This is a genomic window from Paenibacillus macquariensis (assembly GCF_900156375.1).
In the GTDB taxonomy this organism is placed as follows: Bacteria; Bacillota; Bacilli; order Paenibacillales; family Paenibacillaceae; genus Paenibacillus_AQ; species Paenibacillus_AQ macquariensis.
Genome location: NZ_FTNK01000005.1, coordinates 291,670 through 310,930, shown reverse-complemented (window position 1 = coordinate 310,930; position 19,261 = coordinate 291,670). Strand labels below are relative to the sequence as shown.

Annotated in this window: 20 protein-coding genes and 1 other RNA gene; 10 read left to right on the top strand and 11 right to left on the bottom strand. The window is 39.7% G+C overall.

Features of this window, described 5'->3' with window-relative positions:
* Window positions 1-1,413, bottom strand: a complete 1,413-nt coding sequence (locus tag BW961_RS12280; protein WP_068587273.1) for an ammonium transporter — start codon at window positions 1,411-1,413, stop codon at window positions 1-3.
* 290 nt (window positions 1,414-1,703) lie between these two features.
* Here BW961_RS12280 and BW961_RS12275 point away from each other — a divergent pair, with 290 nt between their 5' ends.
* Together BW961_RS12275 and BW961_RS12270 are read left to right on the top strand one after the other, a co-directional pair.
* On the top strand, window positions 1,704-2,135 hold the full coding sequence (locus BW961_RS12275) for a MerR family transcriptional regulator (RefSeq protein ID WP_068587372.1): 432 nt from the start codon (window positions 1,704-1,706) through the stop codon (window positions 2,133-2,135).
* 45 nt (window positions 2,136-2,180) lie between these two features.
* The gene (locus BW961_RS12270) at window positions 2,181-2,861 is read left to right on the top strand and encodes a zinc metallopeptidase (RefSeq protein ID WP_068587271.1); all 681 of its coding nucleotides are present in this window, start codon (window positions 2,181-2,183) and stop codon (window positions 2,859-2,861) included.
* 48 nt (window positions 2,862-2,909) lie between these two features.
* Here BW961_RS12270 and gltC read toward each other — a convergent pair whose 3' ends face one another.
* Together gltC and BW961_RS12260 are read right to left on the bottom strand one after the other, a co-directional pair.
* On the bottom strand, window positions 2,910-3,830 hold the full coding sequence (gltC, locus tag BW961_RS12265; protein WP_068587269.1) for a glutamate biosynthesis transcriptional regulator GltC: 921 nt from the start codon (window positions 3,828-3,830) through the stop codon (window positions 2,910-2,912).
* A 44-nt stretch (window positions 3,831-3,874) separates the two neighbouring features.
* Window positions 3,875-4,480 (bottom strand): rhomboid family intramembrane serine protease, encoded by a 606-nt coding sequence (locus tag BW961_RS12260; protein WP_068587267.1) that lies wholly within the window; start codon window positions 4,478-4,480, stop codon window positions 3,875-3,877.
* A gap of 116 nt (window positions 4,481-4,596) precedes the next feature.
* Here BW961_RS12260 and tpx point away from each other — a divergent pair, with 116 nt between their 5' ends.
* Window positions 4,597-5,115, top strand: coding sequence for a thiol peroxidase (gene tpx, locus BW961_RS12255; RefSeq protein WP_068587265.1), 519 nt, complete (start codon window positions 4,597-4,599; stop codon window positions 5,113-5,115).
* Between the two features lie 69 nt (window positions 5,116-5,184).
* On the opposite strand, the gene BW961_RS12250 is transcribed toward tpx, so the two are convergent.
* The 4 genes from BW961_RS12250 to cshA form a co-directional block, all read right to left on the bottom strand.
* A complete protein-coding gene (locus BW961_RS12250) occupies window positions 5,185-5,577 on the bottom strand; it encodes a DUF1499 domain-containing protein (protein ID WP_068587263.1) in 393 nt (130 codons plus the stop codon).
* A gap of 167 nt (window positions 5,578-5,744) precedes the next feature.
* A non-coding RNA gene (ssrS, locus tag BW961_RS12245) (6S RNA) lies at window positions 5,745-5,935 on the bottom strand.
* An 85-nt stretch (window positions 5,936-6,020) separates the two neighbouring features.
* Window positions 6,021-6,803 (bottom strand): YesL family protein, encoded by a 783-nt coding sequence (locus BW961_RS12240; RefSeq protein WP_068587261.1) that lies wholly within the window; start codon window positions 6,801-6,803, stop codon window positions 6,021-6,023.
* A 151-nt stretch (window positions 6,804-6,954) separates the two neighbouring features.
* Complete coding sequence (cshA, locus tag BW961_RS12235; RefSeq protein ID WP_068587259.1) at window positions 6,955-8,571, bottom strand: degradosome RNA helicase CshA; 1,617 nt, start codon at window positions 8,569-8,571, stop codon at window positions 6,955-6,957.
* A 356-nt stretch (window positions 8,572-8,927) separates the two neighbouring features.
* Here cshA and BW961_RS12230 point away from each other — a divergent pair, with 356 nt between their 5' ends.
* The 4 genes from BW961_RS12230 (at window position 8,928) to BW961_RS12215 (ending at window position 12,979) form a co-directional block, all read left to right on the top strand.
* On the top strand, window positions 8,928-9,749 hold the full coding sequence (locus BW961_RS12230) for a YitT family protein (RefSeq protein ID WP_068587257.1): 822 nt from the start codon (window positions 8,928-8,930) through the stop codon (window positions 9,747-9,749).
* Window positions 9,750-9,926: 177 nt separating this feature from the next.
* Window positions 9,927-10,121 carry a hypothetical protein gene (locus tag BW961_RS12225; RefSeq protein ID WP_068538187.1) on the top strand — a complete coding sequence of 65 codons (195 nt, stop codon included), beginning with the start codon at window positions 9,927-9,929 and terminating at the stop codon, window positions 10,119-10,121.
* Between the two features lie 207 nt (window positions 10,122-10,328).
* A complete protein-coding gene (locus tag BW961_RS12220) occupies window positions 10,329-11,513 on the top strand; it encodes a putative glycoside hydrolase (RefSeq protein WP_068587254.1) in 1,185 nt (394 codons plus the stop codon).
* A 107-nt stretch (window positions 11,514-11,620) separates the two neighbouring features.
* Window positions 11,621-12,979: an MATE family efflux transporter gene (locus BW961_RS12215; protein ID WP_068587252.1), complete on the top strand. Its 1,359-nt coding sequence runs from the start codon at window positions 11,621-11,623 to the stop codon at window positions 12,977-12,979.
* 129 nt (window positions 12,980-13,108) lie between these two features.
* Here the strand turns inward: BW961_RS12215 and pfkA are convergent, their stop codons facing one another.
* The 4 genes from pfkA to BW961_RS12195 all read right to left on the bottom strand — a co-directional run bounded on the left by pfkA (window position 13,109) and on the right by BW961_RS12195 (window position 16,571).
* Window positions 13,109-14,080: a 6-phosphofructokinase gene (gene pfkA, locus BW961_RS12210; protein ID WP_139331621.1), complete on the bottom strand. Its 972-nt coding sequence runs from the start codon at window positions 14,078-14,080 to the stop codon at window positions 13,109-13,111.
* 20 nt (window positions 14,081-14,100) lie between these two features.
* Window positions 14,101-15,132, bottom strand: a complete 1,032-nt coding sequence (locus tag BW961_RS12205; RefSeq protein ID WP_068587370.1) for a tetraprenyl-beta-curcumene synthase family protein — start codon at window positions 15,130-15,132, stop codon at window positions 14,101-14,103.
* A 314-nt stretch (window positions 15,133-15,446) separates the two neighbouring features.
* On the bottom strand, window positions 15,447-16,190 hold the full coding sequence (locus BW961_RS12200; RefSeq protein ID WP_068587244.1) for a YebC/PmpR family DNA-binding transcriptional regulator: 744 nt from the start codon (window positions 16,188-16,190) through the stop codon (window positions 15,447-15,449).
* A 183-nt stretch (window positions 16,191-16,373) separates the two neighbouring features.
* Window positions 16,374-16,571, bottom strand: a complete 198-nt coding sequence (locus BW961_RS12195; RefSeq protein ID WP_068587242.1) for a cold-shock protein — start codon at window positions 16,569-16,571, stop codon at window positions 16,374-16,376.
* A 169-nt stretch (window positions 16,572-16,740) separates the two neighbouring features.
* Between BW961_RS12195 and BW961_RS12190 the strand changes: the two genes are divergently transcribed.
* The 3 genes from BW961_RS12190 to pepF all read left to right on the top strand — a co-directional run bounded on the left by BW961_RS12190 (window position 16,741) and on the right by pepF (window position 19,160).
* The gene (locus BW961_RS12190; protein WP_068587241.1) at window positions 16,741-16,974 is read left to right on the top strand and encodes a hypothetical protein; all 234 of its coding nucleotides are present in this window, start codon (window positions 16,741-16,743) and stop codon (window positions 16,972-16,974) included.
* 6 nt (window positions 16,975-16,980) lie between these two features.
* Entirely contained in the window at window positions 16,981-17,160 is a 180-nt protein-coding gene (locus BW961_RS12185; protein ID WP_068587240.1) for a hypothetical protein, read from the top strand.
* Between the two features lie 209 nt (window positions 17,161-17,369).
* Window positions 17,370-19,160 carry an oligoendopeptidase F gene (gene pepF, locus BW961_RS12180; protein ID WP_068587239.1) on the top strand — a complete coding sequence of 597 codons (1,791 nt, stop codon included), beginning with the start codon at window positions 17,370-17,372 and terminating at the stop codon, window positions 19,158-19,160.
* Window positions 19,161-19,261: the final 101 nt, after the last annotated feature.

The following is a 19,261-nucleotide window of genomic DNA, read 5'->3' as shown; positions in this document are numbered from 1 at the left end:
TTAATTTACAGGGGGAGTCGATTTATGAGTACGGGATAAAGCTTCAGCATCCGTAATTAATTTCATTTGTTCTGGGTATCCATAAGTTCCATGCTCACTTATATCTAGTCCCATCATCTCTTCTTCTTCTGTCACTCGAAGTCCCATGATGACTTTCATAATACCAAGAATAATGAACGAGACCACGAGTACAAATACAAAGGTACCAACCACACCTAGAGCCTGAATCCCTAATTGATGTACACCGCCACCATAGAATAATCCTGCTTGACCTACCCCAGTCTTTTCAGCCAATTCCGCTGTTGCGAATAACCCTGTGGATAGAGCCCCCCAAATACCCGCTATACCGTGAACAGAAACTGCATAGATTGGATCATCTAATCCAGCACGTTCTAACCATTGACCAGCTAAGAACGCGACTATACCAGCCACAGCACCGATGATAACAGCCGCCCAAGGTTCAACAAAGGCACAAGAACCTGTTATCGCTACAAGTGCAGCAAGTACACCATTTAGCATACTTGGGATATCTCCCTTTCCAAATACCATCCAAGAGATAGCAAGTGCGGCTAACGCACCTCCCGCAGCAGCAATATTCGTTGTAAGAGATACATATCCGAAGAAATCACCTAATCCCGAAAGACCACTACCTGGGTTAAATCCAAACCAACCTATCCAGAGAATAACAACACCTAGTACAGTATAAACTTGGTTATGTCCTGGAATAACGTTCGGCTTACCATCTTTATTGTACTTACCAAGACGTGGCTTCAATAAGAAAGTTGCTACTAGCGCCGCTGTTGCACCTGTCAAATGGACTACAGTAGAACCAGCATAATCTTGCATACCTAGTTGAGCAAGCCATCCACCGCCCCATACCCAGTGAGCAACGACAGGATAAATAACAATCATGAACAACGTTCCGAATATAATGTAAACACTCAGTTTGGCACGTTCTGCCATACCTCCTGAGGCAATAGCTAACGAGATCGCTGCGAATGATAATTGGAATAAGAACTTAACCGTTAACGACACATCTGAGAATGCTAATGAATCGAACGAACTTGCCATGCCTTCTCCACTTAAGAAGAAACCTGTTTGACCGATAATCCCATTACCATTTCCGAATCCTAGACCAAAACCGACAGCCCAGAATACAATGACCGAAATTCCTAAAGTCAATACTGTCTTACCAGCAACGTGCCCCGCATTCTTCATACGAACCGTTCCTGCTTCTAATAGAACAAAACCAGCTTGCATAAAAAATACGAGCATGACAGCTAGAAAGACGAAAACCGAGTTAATACCTGCTTGTAGTTCCAAATTTGTAGCTCCATCATCCGCAAAAGCACTTAATGGAAAAGCCAACAGTGCCAACATTCCTAAAGCAATACCCAACATCCTCTTCATCATCGTAATCGCTCCCATATGTTATATTATCTAACACAATTTAAAACTCTTAATGTCATTATAAGCAGAAAGGGATACTTTTGACAACGCTTTTTTCATAAATTATCCAATAACTTACCAGTGTTGTTATATTACATAACATTGGAGATCTTTGTAAAAGTAATACGTTTGACTGTATGGTTATCCTTCGAGTATCATATTTTAAATAGTTAATATTAAGTAAATCTTCTATCAATGGATAAGTTGTCTTATGGATTCATATTTATATAAGTGGGGTGATTCGCATTGGGGATATGACGTTGTACAGAATTGGAGAATTAGCGAAGGTTGCCGGTGTCAGCGAGAGGACGATCGATTATTACACTAAATTGGGATTATTAGTGCCCGAAAGTAGAACAGAGAAAAATTACCGCCTTTATAGCTATGAAACCTCTGCCCGTCTGATGCGTATTAATCTATTAAAACAAGAGAAGTATACTTTGGAGGAAATTAAGGAAAAGCTAGACAAATGGAATATGGGAAATGAGGAAGAACAGGTTTCAGACAAACTAACCCATCTAGAACTTCATATGTTGCAGTTAGAGAAAGAAGTTAGGGAACTCAGCCCTATCATTGAACAAATGAAGCCTGGGCAGGCTAGACGCATGCTGACGCAATTACTCCCTCAGGGAGCAGCTGTTATAGAAGCATTAAAGCTCTTGCTCAATCATGGACCATTAAGTTAATCTTTTCGCACAATTCGAGGTATTACTATTACAGGAGGTAAGGAAATGAACTCTAATTCCATGTTTATACTCATCATTATTGCCTTCATATTCTCACTATGGGCACAATTTCGCGTTAAGGGTACATTCAAAAAATGGGCTCAAGTAGAAAATCATTATGGACTAACCGGCTATGAAGCTGCTCGACGCATGTTAGACGCAAACGGCCTGCAACATATCCCAATCGAGCCAGTAAGAGGATCACTAACCGACCATTACGATCCTATTCATAAAGTCGTTCGTTTATCGGAACCTGTGTATTATGAAAGTACCATTTCCGCTGTTTCTGTAGCCTGTCACGAAATCGGTCATGCGATCCAACACAAAGAGCACTATCCAATGCTCGTTATGCGACACCGTATGTTCCCAGTTGTAAACTTCGCTTCAGGAGTAGCGCCATTCTTACTTATTGCAGGTATATTATTCTCTTTCACTAATCTACTTGGCTTAGGAATCATTTTTTTCTCCGCTGCGGTAGCTTTTCAACTCGTAACATTACCAGTCGAATTCAATGCTAGCAGTCGTGCACGCACCATTATGGTCGAGCAGGGTTTCATAACAAATGACGAAGAACGTGGCGTCGCCAAAGTATTGAATGCTGCTGCATTGACATACGTTGCTGCTGCACTAATCTCCATTCTCGAGTTAATACGATATGTCATGATGTTCAATAACAGTCGCGATTAGTATACAATTGATACACACCTACAACAATACAAAGAAACCCCCGATCGGTTATGAACCGAATGGGGGTTTCTTTGTTTCACTCATAAGTTCGAAATATGTAAGCAAAAAATTGCGAAATGCTTGTGCAACCAACGGTAACTTGTCATCCGACCTATGAATCAATCCGATCGTTCGCGTTACTTTGGGTTCCGATATTCTAACACGTGCAGGTTGAAGTGGATTACTCTGAAAGAATGCCATCTCTGGCAACAGACTGACACCCATCCCCGCTGCGACTAATCCTCGAATCGTATCCGTTTCCTCTCCCTCGAAGGCAATTTGAGGGGTGAACCCAGCTTCAAGACATGCTTGCCAGACAATAGGACGTAAGGAATAACCTTTACTAAACAAAATAAATTTATCCTCGCTCAGTTGATCGAGCGTTATAGATTCTTCCTGAGCGAGCGCATGATTAGGAGGTAGAATAGCATACATTTCTTCAGTCAATACCACATCTCCCTCAACTTGATCATGCCCCTCTGGAAAAGGAGATATAAAAGCTAGATCAACTTCAGCAGAAACAACATCCCGAATCAACGAAGGAAACATCCCCTGCTTAAACCGAAATTTCACATTAGGGTATTGCTTTCTAAATTCAGCAACAACAGATGGAATTAAATGAATACCGAGGCTATGGGGAAATCCTATGCGAATCTCCCCTCGTTCAGGATCCAAGAATTCATGAACTTCAGCTACTGCTTTGTCTAATTCCTTCATAAGACTCTCAACCCGCTTACAGAACAAATGGCCTACAGGTGTCAATTGTAGATTTCTCCCTTTTTGCATAAACAAATCAACGCCTAGTTCTTGTTCCAACTGATGAATCTGCCTACTTACAGCAGACTGAGCTACATGAAGTTCCTCTGCCGCTTGAGTTACATGTTCTTTCTGTGCAACTTTCATAAAATAGTGCAACTGTCTCAGTTCCACGCGAATGATCGCTCCAATCTAGAATGTATGATCTTAACCTTAATTTATCGTCGCTTACCTAACAGTCTAATGATGAGTCCATACGTAAAGAATCCACCAATTAAACCACCGAAATGAGCCATCCAATCCACTCTTGCCACAATGACCGAAGATATAACTCCAAAAATAAGCATAGCATATAACGTCTTACGAGAGGCTTCATCTAATAATTTCCGTTGGAACAGCGTGATATATAGATACGCACCGTACACCCCATAGATCGCACCTGAAGCCCCAACCGATATAACATTCCTATCCATTTGAATATTATAAGCAGATGACAGCACATTGCCCACAATACCACTCAATAAGTATAACAAAGCGTATTTCCAAGATCCCATAAGCCGTTCTAGCGGTGGAGCAAATACGAGTAATGCGAAACAATTAAATAATAAATGATCAAATCCATTATGAAGGAACATCGCTGTCACATACCTCCAGCTTTCTCCCTCATTAACCATTGCACCAAACCTATAGAGCGTCTCGATATTGGTAGAACCACCATTAAAAGTTAACACCAAGAACATAATAATGTTAGCTAATAGCAACAATGATGTTACAGGATACAATCTCAAATAACTTTTCCAATTCTCACTTCGGATAAATATCATAGGTACCATCCTCTACTCTATACTAAGAACATCATGATTGGTAATGTTATTCTAAAAAGCTTATAATACCCTTGACAGTCTTTACTAAATCTAAAAAATCAAGGAGGATAATCACATTGGCACAAGAACGTACTGGTATTGCAACTTTCAAGAGTAACCCTATTACATTGATTGGACCACAACTTAAAGCAGGTGATTCCGCTCCCGATTTCACCGTCAGCAAAAACTTGCTCGAAGATGTATCCCTAAAGGATTACGCAGGTAAAATTAAATTGATCAGTGTCGTCCCTTCTTTAGATACAGGCGTCTGTGATGCACAAACACGTCGTTTCAATGAAGAGGCAGCCACGTTAGGCGATGATGTCATCATCCTTACTGTTAGTATGGATCTCCCATTCGCACAAGCACGTTGGTGTGGTGCAGCCGGTGTGGAGCGTGTCGTTACATTGTCCGACCACAAGACTTCTTCTTTCGGTGAAGCATATGGCGTATTAATTAAAGAATTCCGTCTTGATATGCGCTCTATTTTTGTAATCGACAAAGATGATAAGCTCACTTATGTTGAATACCTTAGTGAGATGACAGAACATCCAAACTATGAAAATGCTGTAAATGCAGTAAAATCATTACTGTAATTCATGCTTAAAAAAGCGGGAGAAAGAGATCATCTTCCTCTCGCCTTTTTAAATTAATATCTCGATTCCTTACTCAGATGTTTTATATTTAGCCAACTTCTTATCTAGTGCTGCGAACAAATGAATAATATATCGATAATTAGCTCCTAGATCACCCAATGAACCTCTCGATGCCGAGTATATATCCACTGCACTGCGAACAGGACCGGTCGAAAGAACAGACACTGTAATATCTACCGTACGTCCCATAGAAGTCCTCTTCTCAAGAATAATCTCCCCAACTCCTGGAACTTCATGTAGCACTTTGTAACCTGGAATTTTTTTAAGCGTGGACGAAATTTCCTCCCATGCCTTGTCTTTTGATAAATTGTAATAGCGCGTTTTCATTGCAGGATCTTTCGCTCTGTCTCCCGTTCCTTCTTGACTACGTATGATCCCCACTAGAACTCTCTTTAACGACAAGACCTTTCCCCCTTTAAAATAACCATCAATACATAATAGTTTAACATTGAACTCACCAGAACAAAAGAGGTTGGCCATATAATCTCGTAGTCACAACAAAAAAGCGTTTCGCTATCGATTATTATCGATAGTGAAACGCTTTGATATTACAATTCATTAGTTAAATAAAAAATCCCGCTTATGCCGTTCGGTCAAATTGTCTTCTGAACCTGCAGTAGCAGGTGGGTGATCGCAGAAATGTTTTTGAAGTCCCCATGTCATATAGACAGGGCGTTTCAGCTACGCTCCTTATTGATCTCCCTAGACATCATCATTGGTTCAAAATAACGATTAACCGTGGCGAACATCGCAGGATTTGTTATTATTATAATCCTAACGATTAGAAATGTAAACTCAAATGAAGCCGTTTTACTACTCCATTTTATTACAATTCTTGAACTGGGTTAATTCTTAGATAATGTACCTTCTTCTAAAGAAGAAGACTCAGTCAATCCTTGTTGCTTCTCTTCTTCTAAGAGTCTCATTCGTTCCGCCTTCTCTTGCATTTTGAGGAAAGAACCATAGAAGTTAAAGAATGACCACATCGCCATTAATGTAATGATGAAAAATACAATTAATACGGGATATAGTGATGTGATATATAACAATAATCCACAGCCGGCTACTGTCGCAATCATTTTAAAAGGACGAATGAGCGTTAGGAGAATGGCATTTTTTATAATCAAGAAAATACTCATGTGATAATGGACAACCATAGAGAAGAAATTAAACATAGACACAAACAGCATAACAAGCAGTAGGAGCATCACTCCACCCACGAGTTGTAAGTTATCTAATGTCATATAAACCTTATAATCAACAAACATAATAACAAACAACAGTGTATAGAAGAATCCGCCAATCATAGACTGTTTGTAGTTATCCTTGTACCCCTTAAAAAAAGTGCGGAACACTGGTACATCTGTATCCCCCATAATCCACTTCCGTACCGTAGCAAATAAAGCTGAGATCGCAGGAAACAATGTAAACGGTGCCAAAATACCCATAGCCCAATTTAATAATAGTTGATCATTTGCTGTCGCTGGCGTTTGATACATCAAGAATTTAACTAATAGTACAAATAAAAATGGAGAAGAACAGATCACCCACAGTATGTTACTGAATGCTATTCGCGAAACCCATTCTGTTAATTTGTAAATGCCTCCCATTGCGCCTCTAAATTCCAAGATCTCTCCTCCTCTGTAAACATGCATGTACATAATAATATACCGTATTTACGGTAGAGAATGCCAGTCCATAATTTTATACTTATGTATTTTATTTTTTTGCATAAAGAAAAGGCGAAGTGTAGATACACTTCGCCTTGTAGTTGTAATATTATTCGAAAGAACTGTCAGGACGTTTAGCAGGACGGCTAGCGCTGCTGCCAGTGCTGCTAGTTGGACGCGGTCTATTCGTACGTGCTGAAGAATCACGACCAGCTCCGCCATCTTTGTTGTAACTGCTCTTACCAGCGTATCCACCACGACTTCCGCCACCACTACTGTCACGATCACGACGATAGTTACTGCTACCACCTGTGCTTGATCCAGAAGTGCTACCGTTACGTGAACTATAGCTACCGCCACCTGAAGGCTTACGACCACTGCGAATGTCTGGTTTACGACGTTTAGCGCGCATTGGATCTTCTGGTGTCAAATGGATATCACTATCCTTCTTCTCACCTGTAAGTAACTTCATAGCTGCAGTTAACAATTGAACGGAATCATATTGCTCCAACAACTGGATAGCAATTCCTTTGTACTCGTTCAACTCACCTTTTTCCAACGTTTCAAGCAATCTTTCAGCTGTAATACGTTGTTTACCTTCAATAGCCTCAGCCATTGTTGGAAGTGGTTTACGTGTAATACGGTGACGAGTAACACGCTCGATAAAGTGGAAATGATCCATTTCACGTGGAGTTACGAATGACCAAGCCGTACCTTCTTTACCTGCACGACCAGTACGACCAATACGGTGTACATAGCTCTCAGGATCTTGAGGTAGATCGAAGTTGATAACATGCGTTACACCAGAAACGTCAAGTCCACGAGCTGCTACATCTGTTGCAACTAGTACGTCAATACTGCCATCGCGGAATTTACGCATTACAGCATCACGTTGGTTCTGTGACAAGTCACCGTGTAATCCATCAGCTGAATATCCACGTTTCTGCAAAGCTTCAGACAATTCGTCTACACGACGTTTAGTACGTCCAAATACGATTGCAAGATCTGGGGATTCCATGTCAATTAGACGACTAAGAGCTTCGAATTTTTGACGCTCAGGAACTTCGATATAAGCTTGGTCAATAAGTGGTGCACTTACATGTTTAGGAATAACCGATACATGTTCAGGGTTATTCAAGAACTGTTGTGCAAGCTTCTGAATGTTAGCAGGCATAGTTGCAGAGAACAACATCGTTTGACGTTCTGCTGGTACCAACTTCAGAATGGATTGAATATCTTCCATGAAGCCCATATCAAGCATTTCATCTGCTTCATCCAATACAACGGTTTGAACATCAGTCAACTTGATTGTTTTGCGGTTAATATGATCCAAAAGACGTCCAGGTGTACCAATGATAACCTGAGGTTTGTTTTTAAGGGAACGAATCTGACGGCTAATATCTTGACCGCCATAAATAGCTAATGAACGAATTCCTTTAAAACGAGAAAGCTTACCAATTTCTTCAGCTACTTGGATTGCAAGTTCACGAGTCGGAGTCATGATCAAAGCCATGATTCTTTCTTCTTCTTTAGCAATTTTGGAGATCAACGGCAAACCAAATGCTGCTGTCTTACCAGTACCTGTTTGTGCTTGACCGATCAAATCTCTTCCTGACATAGCGATAGGAATAGCTTGGTCTTGAATTGGCGTGGATTCTTCAAATCCTAGCTCCGTAATTGCCTGGAGGATCTTAGGCTCCAAGCCAAATTCTGCAAATGTTTTCAAATATATTCATGCTCCTTCTATATAGTGGACATTCCACTTTCTTGTAAGTGGACATTCCACATTCTTCTCTGTATTCTTAAGTAGCGGCATACGTGTATAGGGTAGCCATACATGCCGTAAAATATTGCATGAACAAAAGTTCATAGCGCTATTCGGATTTTTTTAAACCATTTAAATTACTATTCGGTTATTATTAAGCCGAAATAATGCAAAAATAATACTATTGTACAACCCTACTCAAGAACATCCAATACATTATATCACAAAACAAATTGCATTTACTACTAAGTTAATCTGAATAATAAAAATATTTACTAAGAAAAGACATATTACAAGACATATGAGGTGGGTTTATTTTGTTAAAAGATGTTTGGAATGCATTATCAATTATTCTCGGCGCCGCCATTATAGCATGCGGTTTTAATTTATTTCTTATTCCACACCAACTGCTGAGTGGCGGTGTTTCTGGTGTATCCTTACTAATCAGTTATTTCAGTGATTTTAGTCTTAGTGCCATGTACTTCATCATCAACATCCCTATCCTTATTGCAGGTTGGTTTAAATTGGGGAAACGATTCATCAGTCTCAGTATACTTTCTGTTGTTGCAACCACATGGTTCTTAGCGACCATCCCAGTTAAACTTGTCATCACCGATTTCCTTCTGGCTAGTGTGTTTGGAGGGGTACTCGTTGGAATAGGCAGTGGCCTTTCCTTTCGTGTAGGTGGATCTTCTGGAGGATTTGACATCATTGGTTCCTTAATTACACGCTACCGTGATTTCCAAGTAGGGAATATTATCGTTGTTATGAATGGTATGGTCATTCTTGCGGCAGGATACTTAAGTAACAATTGGAATGTTGCCTTAGCTTCTATGGCTTCAATTTACATTACGGGTAGGGTCTTAGATCTTATACATACCAGTCACATTAAAGTAACCGTGTATATTGTGACCAATCGGACTGAGGAACTACTCGATCAACTACTTAAAATTCCACGTGGTGTTACTAAGATCAAAACAGAAGGCGCTTATTCTCATGAACCTAGAGATATGCTGATGACTGTCACGACCCAATATGAGCTAGCAGAGCTTAAACGAATCATCAAAAAAACGGACCCCAACGCCTTTGTAAATATTGTGGAAACAGTTGGAATTATGGGTTCCTTCCGCAGGAGATGATTTTTGGTAAACAACGTGTTATGTCTGCAAATTTATGTTATATTATAGATGCGTAATTTCCATTTCATCGCATAAGATACAGATTCACCCTTAATGCCCAGGCACGAAAGATTTTTCCTATTCGCTACTCAAGAACTTTTGACAGTAAAGAATTTAAAGGAGAAAGGGTGACTTTTTGTGGAAATGGAGTCCGTAACACTGTCTCAGATTGTTAAACGCTGGTATCCTGATATGATGCCTTTCTTAAAACAAAAAGAACTGAACTCCCTCATCATGTTACGTGACGGACTTAGTATTCTTGAACCCCAGGATGCCATGGAGATTATCCAAATCAGTATTTGCGAACATCAGAACCTCGCTCATCTTCATTAAGAGAAGTAAGCTAGATTTTCATGCCGTCTCCTCCCCATTTTTGGCGGAATAGACGGCATTTTATATGTATAGGATTGTTTAATTCCATTCATTTGAGGTTAAAAAAATAATAAGATTATGATTGTTACAAACCTGTTGTTTATAGAGGCTAATGCTTCTATATAATCATACAATGAGAGCGCATACGCTATAGGGGAGAGAGAGATTATGAACATCATTTGGGCATTAATGTTATTAGTATTGGGAAGCACGTCAGGTCAGTCAACAGACCAACCAGAAACGATCAGCAAATTGCAATCATCTATCCATTCCGTTATGACCCAAGACAAAGAGGCAACCACTACATTAGGCAACCCGTCAGATCCATCACAACCGTCGGACAAAGTAGACCCTCAGAAGGATGCACCTGTTGTTAAAGGGATTTATGTCACAGCTCATAGTGCTGGAGGATCACGCATGACCGAGTTACTGAATCTTATTGATTCAACAGAACTTAACGCAATGGTTATTGATCTTAAGGATGATGCTGGATACATAACGTACAAGTCCGATAATCCAACTCTTCAAAAACTAGGCAAAACGCAATCTTACATTGGAAATATCGGATTACTAATGGAGCGACTCCAAAAACATAATGTATACCCCATCGCACGAATAGTCGTATTTAAAGACACCATCCTTGCTACCAAGAATCCCAAACTATCTTTTGTTAAAAAAGACGGTACGCTTTGGAAGAACGGGAATGGAGATGCATTTGTAAACCCCTATAGTAAGGAAGTATGGGATTACAATATTGAACTAGCGAAGGAAGCTGCAAAACTAGGTTTTAAAGAAATCCAATTCGATTATGTTCGTTTCCCTGAAGGATTTGAGAAGCGTGCTGATTCAATGACATATGTTAAAAATGATAAATCTCGTGTAGATATTGTTACTGAATTCGTACAATATGCACGCAAAGAGTTAACCCCACTTGGACTTCGCGTATCAGTCGATATCTTCGGATATGCGGCATCCGTTCCAGCAGCTGAAGGAATTGGACAAGATATGGTCAAAATATCTGAAAATGTGGATGTTATTGCACCTATGGTATATCCAAGTCATTACTCCACAGGTTGGTTTGGAGCGACAAATCCTGATAAAGAACCTTACGCTGTAATTAAAGGTTCCATGGTCGATACTCATAAGAAACTTGATCCACTTGGAGAGCAAAAGCCGATCATTCGTCCATGGATTCAAGATTTCACTGCCAGTTGGTTAGGTAGTGGACACTACACGAAATATGGCAAGAAGGAAGTAGAAGAACAAATCCGTGCTATGAAAGATATGAAAGTGGATGAGTATCTGCTCTGGAATGCTAACAATCGATACAGTAAGGATGTAACCTATAAATAGTCCATCATATATTACCATCAACATGCAAAAGACCCGGTCAATAACCGGGCCTTTTGCATGTTAGAATATTAAGTCCATCTTACTGGTTAATTTAGAAAGGAATATGAATGAAACCCACAACAACAATTCGAGAAAAATTCAAGCAATTTCTAGTCATTTTATTACCGATTCTGATTACACAGATTGCATTATCAGCGATAACATTTTTTGACACAAATATGTCAGGGAAATCAAGCTCTGTTGATCTCGCCGGAGTAGCTATAGGATCTAGTCTTTGGATTCCCATCCAAGTCGGTCTTAGTGGAATTCTAATGGGCCTTACTCCCATCGTATCGCAATTAATTGGAAATAACCAAAAGAACAACGTTTCTTATCAGGTCATTCAAGCTCTCTGGCTCTCACTCATTCTCGCGATAATGGTTCTGATCGTCGGAGGAATTGTTATTTCTCCCATTCTGAATGCCATGAGTTTGGAATCTAATGTACGGCAGATAGCTCACCAATTCCTATTGGGCATTTCCATCGGGATTATTCCTTTGTTCGGATATATGGTATTACGTAGCTTAATTGATGCACTCGGTGAGACACGAACCTCCATGACGATCACACTTATGTCTTTGCCAATCAACATCACTCTCAATTATTTGTTAATCTTCGGTAATTTCGGTTTCCCCCGTCTTGGTGGTGCTGGAGCAGGTATCGCCTCTGGCATAACGTACTGGTGTATTTTCCTCATCGCGATATGGTTTGTGCACCGTCGACAACAATTTGCGGTTTTGGGTATATTTCAGAAATTCTATAAGATTTCCTTGAAAGCATGGAAAGAACTATTAAAGATAGGCCTACCTATCGGATTTTCTGTCTTTTTTGAAACAGCTGTCTTCGCTGCGGTCACCCTACTGATGAGTCAATTTAACACGGCTACCATTGCAGCACATCAAGCAGCTTTGAACTTTGCAACCACTTTATATATGATTCCTTTAAGTATCTGCATGACCCTGACGATTTTAGTCGGATTTGAAAAAGGCGCGGGACGTACGAAAGATGCACGACAGTATGCTTTCCTTGGCATTGGTACTGCTGTTGCCCTTTCGCTTCTAACAGCCGTTGTACTTATCTTCGCTAGTAGACAAGTAGCATTCCTATATTCGGATGAGAATCATATCATTGAGCTCATTCAGCATTTTCTAGTCTATGCCATTTTCTTTCAGATATCCGATGCTATTGCAACGCCAACTCAAGGCGTATTACGTGGGTATAAGGATGTCACTCCGGCTTTTATCATTGCCTTCATATCATTCTGGGTTATAGGTCTTCCTGTCGGTTATGTATTAGCTAATTTCACTACACTTGGAGCTGATGGCTATTGGATCGGTTTAATTGCTGGATTAGCCATAGGGGCTATTCTTCTTCTTAGACGTCTCGTGTATATCCAGAAATGCTTTAAAGTCGTACATGAACTCTAGCTCCTTATCTTCAATCTCGAATCTGTACGTCGAATAATGGAATCTATGGATGTAAAAAAGGAGCCCTCCTTTGATTAGATTATTCTAATCAAAGGAAGGCTCTTTATGGGTTATATGCACCCAGTTCGATTATTGAGAAAGACGTGCAGCAAGTTCATACAATTCCATATTAAATTCTTTCTTACTGTTAACGACCTTATCGATATCTGTAAGAACCAATTCATTACTAATAATTCCACAAGCTTTAGCTGATTCCCCTGCAATAAGCATACGTACAGCGAAATCACCCAGACGGCTTGCAAGGTTTCTATCTGCTGGCGTTGGTGTTCCTCCACGTTGAATATGACCGAGAACGGTAACTCTTGGCTCTAGTGTTTCGCAGCGTTCAACCAGTTGTTTCGCTACATTCTCACCATTACCTGCGCCTTCAGCAACGACGACGATACTATGACGTTTACCATGAGCGAAATTCTGCTTCATACGTTCTGCAATTTCATCCATATCGAATGGTACCTCAGGTACAATAATTGTCTCCGCTCCTGAAGCAAGACCTGCATATAATGCGATATCGCCACAATGTCTACCCATAACTTCTACAATGGATGAACGTTCATGAGATGACATCGTATCTCTCAGCTTGTTGATCGCGTCCACAACAATACTTACAGATGTATCAAAACCTATTGTGAAATCTGTATAAGAAATATCGTTATCAATGGTACCCGGTAGAGCCATTGTATTGATTCCCAACTTACTTAGCTTATTAGCGCCATGATAAGAACCATCGCCACCGATAACGACTAAGCCATCAATGCCACGTTTACGTAAAATATCCGCTCCCTTTTGCTGACCTTCAGGAGTCATAAATTCTTTACATCGTGCAGATTGAAGTACCGTTCCCCCACGTTGGATGATATCACCTACGCTTCTTAGATCCATAGAGAATATATCATCATTTAGAAGTCCTTGATATCCTCTTTGAATACCATATACCTCTAAGCCATAAAACAATCCACTACGAACAACCGCGCGTACAGCTGCATTCATTCCTTGAGAATCGCCACCACTTGTTAATACTGCTATTTTTTTAATTGTCATGATTTCTTTCTCCTCCTTGTGTATTACTTATACAAACGTTTACGAATCCAACGGCTATTCATGAAGAAGAAGATTCGGGTAAGCGGACTTCCTTTCATCAATTGCTTTGATGCCATAACAACTTCCTGTTGCTCGCTTACTTTGGGATCGGATAAATAGATAGCCAATAGCCCCTCAATAATCATTCGATGAAAAGGAGTCGAAGGGATTGTAGTAACATCCTTTCTTGCAGACTCTACAAGGAAGGTGATCCGATCTAACATCATTTCTGTATTCTTATAATAATTACAGAAATTAAGATCACCACCTGACCGATCCTCTTCCTGATCAATTAAGTAATCCAACATAATATGCAGACAGCACACATGTGGGAAATAAGATGTATGAATGGACGCTGCTCCATCATCGGACAATCCGGCATCAGTTGCAGCAAGAAACAGCATAAAAACAGCTAGTGTAGACCCTGTAGCAGCAGCGAACTCCTGCCATTCCAAATGAGGCGTTCGGTGTTTGTGCATGGACCACCAATTCAGTAGCGCTTCTTCTCTACCATCCGGATGAATATGCTTGTACACTTGTAAGTCCGTATACAAACTTACTAGATCCCTTATATAAGGTAGGGTAGCAGAATAACCTGGAAGCATTCCAATACAACTCTGGCAGGTCTTAACTAAATCAGTTAGATATCCACCATCATCGAATTCCTTATGCAAAGCATAATAATCATGTTGCAATGCGTCAGGATCCACTGCATCTAACATGGACTGATGTAACAATCTGAAATCCTCAGCTTCCATAGATGTACTACGGTCACATAAATTATCAAGGTAATCACTAATGGTCTGATACGACACAATGAGACGAATTAACACATTTCTATACGGGGGATCAATGGATGCATATACAGCACCACCCTGACAATGAAATTGTTTCGTGTCAATGCTGGCAAGTGCCTGCATACGGAGCTCTGGATCTGGTATTTCGCTTGCTAGCTTGCGCCAAGCGCTCAATTCCTTCCGTACTTCTGGCAAAATATGCTTATATACTCGACTCATTAGACTTAATGGATTACTAGGAACTTGATTTAGGCGTTGCTCATTATCTTTCAATGACGGTGCCTCCACATGGTTGTCTAATTATTTCATAATTCAAATCATCATTATTATAATATGTACCACCATTTTGTACAAATAAACAAAGTCACTTTTTCACATCTTTATTGTTATATATTCAGAAAATTCAGAAATTTTGTCGATTTTCAGTAAAAACATCACTTACCCATCGGCTTAGAAGCTTATCGCAAAAAAATACACTATCCCTTGGTTAAGTTCCAAGGTCAGTGCATTTTTTATGATGGTACGTAAAATTGTTAACCAATTCGTTCAATTTCTGCTTCACTAATTTCAAAGTTAGTATAGACATCTTGAACATCATCATTGTCTTCAAAAAGGTCCATCATACGTAGCAATTTCTCTGCATTCTCGCCTTCAACCTCGATCGTATTCTGAGGAATCCAACGCACTTCAGAGCTACTGAATACAAGTTCAGCTTCTTCCAAAACACTCTTGATTGCTTCAAACTCATGAGGATGAGTTATCACTTCAAAACTCTCTTCATTCGTAATGACATCATCAGCTCCAGCTTCAATTGCTTGTAGCATAAGTGTATCTTCATCCAAATCTTCAAACTTCTCACGATCTATAACAAGCAAGCCCTTCTGATCGAACATGTAAGAAACGCAACCAGACTCACCCATGTTACCACCACGTTTATTAAAGATGGATCTCACATCCGCAGCTGTACGATTACGGTTATCAGTCAAACATTTCACCATGATAGCTACGCCACCGGGACCGTAACCTTCATAATAGATTTCGTCGTATTCTACATTATCACCGTTACCGGCAGCTTTCTTTATAGCACGTTCAATGTTATCTACAGGCATATTAATCTGACGAGCATTCGCAATAGCTGTCTTCAAGCCAAAGTTTGCATCCGGATTAGGTCCACCTTTACGAGCTTGCACATAAATTTCACGGCCAAGCTTTACGAATTTATTATTCTTGGCTTGATCTGCTTTCCCTTTGCGATCTTTAAACAATTTAAACTTCATAACGGTAGCGCTCCCTATAAAATTGTATGTTTCATCCCTTCTAGTGTATCATTTCGTTGTTGAATCGGTCAAAGGCATTACAGACATTATTCACACGAATAATAACAAAAAAAGCACAATTCTCTGTAAAGAGAATCGCGCTTATCATATATATTTTCATTCTTAAAATGACTGATCTTTTCTTTATAATTTAATTACGTTAGCCGCTTGAGGTCCACGATTACCTTCCACAACTTCGAATTCAACCGCTTGACCTTCATCTAATGTCTTAAAACCTTCTCCTTGAATGGCAGAAAAGTGAACAAATACATCCTCGCCACCTTCAACCTGAATAAAACCATAACCCTTTTCCGCATTAAACCATTTAACTGTTCCCTTCAAATGAACAACCTCCTAAAAATATCGCCATATTTGGCGATTGTAAATAAAAAACTTCATGAATTCCAACCTATGCAACACAGTAATTATTAGGATATCTCCGTTTTTATTTGCTTTTATAAGTGTGTCTGCGTTATCATTTTATCAAAAGAGCAAACGGAGATATGTGCATATGATTAAAAAACATGAAATATACAAAAAAGACAACTGGAATATGATGACCATCGAAGTTCAAGGGAAATACCTCGTTCTTCGCGAAATCTCTGATCAATGGGGAGAAGAAACTCAGACTTTTCTAAGTCGGCCTGCACTCATGCATTGGGCAAACATTAGGTTCCCTAAAGAAGAATTTATTGATAAAGAAGACGAGTGGCGCGAGTTAATGGCTGCATTTAAAGGAGTATAATCACCAATGGACCCAAGTAGCACTCTCATTTTTATTATCTTAGCTTTTGCTTTAGGTGGTGTCCTAATCATGGGTAAGAACTCTATCCCGCCTTCATTGAAGCGTTGGATGGCTCTTACCGCCATCATTATGATCCTCATTGCCTTTATCTTAATCGTATTCAGTTTTATAAACATGGGTTCCTAAGTTTGATGAGAGAATATTAATAATTTATTGTAGGACTGGACATACTACAGGCTGATTGCATATGTAAAGGAGGTACAACTCTGGTGAAACTAACCAAGACTGTATCACTCATCATCGCCATAAGTATTATGTCCAGTCCTTATTCTCTACCCATCAAAGCCTCAGCAGGAACCCAACCTTTACTCACACAACATTTAAGGAGGATTCCCATGGATCAATTATTGAAACGCTCTGAAGTATCCAAGGACAATCAATGGAACCTACAAGATTTATTTAAAGACCAATCTGCTTGGGACCAATCTTACAAAGAAGTTCAGAAGAAAATTTCGAAAGCATCTGACTTTCAAGGTAAGTTAGATACGGTTCAATCTGTGAAGGATTGTTTTATTCTAGATGATGCAATTTCCTTCGACGTTGAACGTCTTTACGTATATGCCCATATGCACCTTGATGAGGACACAACTAACCCTACATACCAAGCTTTAACCCAAAAAGGAAAAAAATTAAGTGTTGCCGCTGGTGAAGCATTATCTTTCGTTACACCTGAACTTTTGGCACTACCAGATGATAAATTAGATGCTTTCATTGCTGATGCAACCTTAAGTGACTATAAATTTACACTTCAAGAAATGAAGCGTGAGAAAGCTCATGTTCTATCGAAGACAGAAGAGGCTCTTCTTGCACAAGTAGGTAATTTATCTCAAGCACCACAAAACATTTTCGGAATGCTTAACAATGCTGATATGAAGTTCCCTAAAATTAAAGATGAGAATGGCAAAGAAGTTGAGCTAACTCATGGTAGCTATATTCAATATCTAGAAAGTCCTAACCGTGACGTTCGTAGTCGTGCTTTCAAAGCGGTCTATGAAACTTATGGCAAACAAAAAAACACCATTGCCGCAACATTAAGTGCAAATGTAACTAAAAATATTTTTTATTCAACCGTTCGTAAGTATCCTTCTGTGCTTGAAATGTCTCTATACGGTGACAATATTCAGAAGGAAGTCTATACGAATCTAATTGACACCATTCATGAGAGCTTGCCTTTGTTACATCGATACATGAAACTTCGTAAGAAACTTCTTGGCGTCGATGAATTACACATGTATGATCTCTTCGCTCCACTTGTAGATGAATACAAAATGGACATTACCTATGAAGAAGCAAAGAAGACCATTAAAGAAGGCTTAAAACCACTTGGAGAAGATTATCTAAGTGCATTACAAGAAGGCTACGATAACGGATGGATCGATGTATACGAGAATGAGGGCAAACGAACTGGCGCTTACAGCTGGGGCGCTTATGGTACTCATCCTTATGTCCTATTGAACCACAATGAAAATTTGAACAGTATGTTTACCTTAGCTCACGAAATGGGCCATGCGTTACACTCTTACTATTCAGATAAGGCATTGAATTATCGTGATGCACAATACACGATTTTCTTAGCGGAAGTGGCCTCCACTACAAATGAGGCACTGTTGATGGATTATTTATTGAAGAAATCAACCGATCCTAAAGAAAAAATGTATCTACTTACCTACTATGCGGACCAATTCCGCACAACGGTATTCAGACAAACTATGTTTGCAGAGTTCGAGAAACTTATTCATGAACACGCTGAGGCAGGTGAGACCCTTACCCCTCAGGCACTCTCCGATATCTACTATGATCTAAATGTTAAATATCATGGTTCAGATATGGCAGTCGATAAAGAGATCGCAATGGAATGGGCTCGTATTCCTCACTTCTATAACAGTTTCTATGTATACAAATATGCTACTGGCTTCTCTGCAGCAACTAGCTTCTCTAAACAAATTTTAGAAGAAGGCCAACCTGCTGTTGACCGTTACCTTGGATTCCTCAAAAGCGGAGGTAGTGATTACTCCATTAATATCCTGAGTAAAGCAGGTGTGGATATGTCCTCACCGCAACCTATTCGTGAAGCAATGAGCGTATTCGAAGAATTAATTACACAAATGGAGCAACTCACCAAATAATAGTCATATGAACAATCGTTAATAAATCCCTTGTCCAATCGGTCAAGGGATTTTATACTATCATTGGAGCCTATGCTGTTCGATACAAGTTTTTTTACGAT

Bases quoted from the DNA above. Each gene is read 5' to 3' on its own strand.
- BW961_RS12280 (WP_068587273.1), bottom strand. From the start codon at position 1,413: ATGATGAAGAGGATGTTGGGTATTGCTTTAGGAATGTTGGCACTGTTG.
- BW961_RS12275 (WP_068587372.1), top strand. From the start codon at position 1,704: ATGACGTTGTACAGAATTGGAGAATTAGCGAAGGTTGCCGGTGTCAGC.
- BW961_RS12270 (WP_068587271.1), top strand. From the start codon at position 2,181: ATGAACTCTAATTCCATGTTTATACTCATCATTATTGCCTTCATATTC.
- BW961_RS12260 (WP_068587267.1), bottom strand. From the start codon at position 4,480: ATGATATTTATCCGAAGTGAGAATTGGAAAAGTTATTTGAGATTGTAT.
- BW961_RS12220 (WP_068587254.1), top strand. From the start codon at position 10,329: ATGAACATCATTTGGGCATTAATGTTATTAGTATTGGGAAGCACGTCA.
- BW961_RS12215 (WP_068587252.1), top strand. From the start codon at position 11,621: ATGAAACCCACAACAACAATTCGAGAAAAATTCAAGCAATTTCTAGTC.
- BW961_RS12205 (WP_068587370.1), bottom strand. From the start codon at position 15,132: ATGAGTCGAGTATATAAGCATATTTTGCCAGAAGTACGGAAGGAATTG.
- BW961_RS12200 (WP_068587244.1), bottom strand. From the start codon at position 16,190: ATGAAGTTTAAATTGTTTAAAGATCGCAAAGGGAAAGCAGATCAAGCC.
- BW961_RS12190 (WP_068587241.1), top strand. From the start codon at position 16,741: ATGATTAAAAAACATGAAATATACAAAAAAGACAACTGGAATATGATG.
- BW961_RS12185 (WP_068587240.1), top strand. From the start codon at position 16,981: ATGGACCCAAGTAGCACTCTCATTTTTATTATCTTAGCTTTTGCTTTA.
- pepF (WP_068587239.1), top strand. From the start codon at position 17,370: ATGGATCAATTATTGAAACGCTCTGAAGTATCCAAGGACAATCAATGG.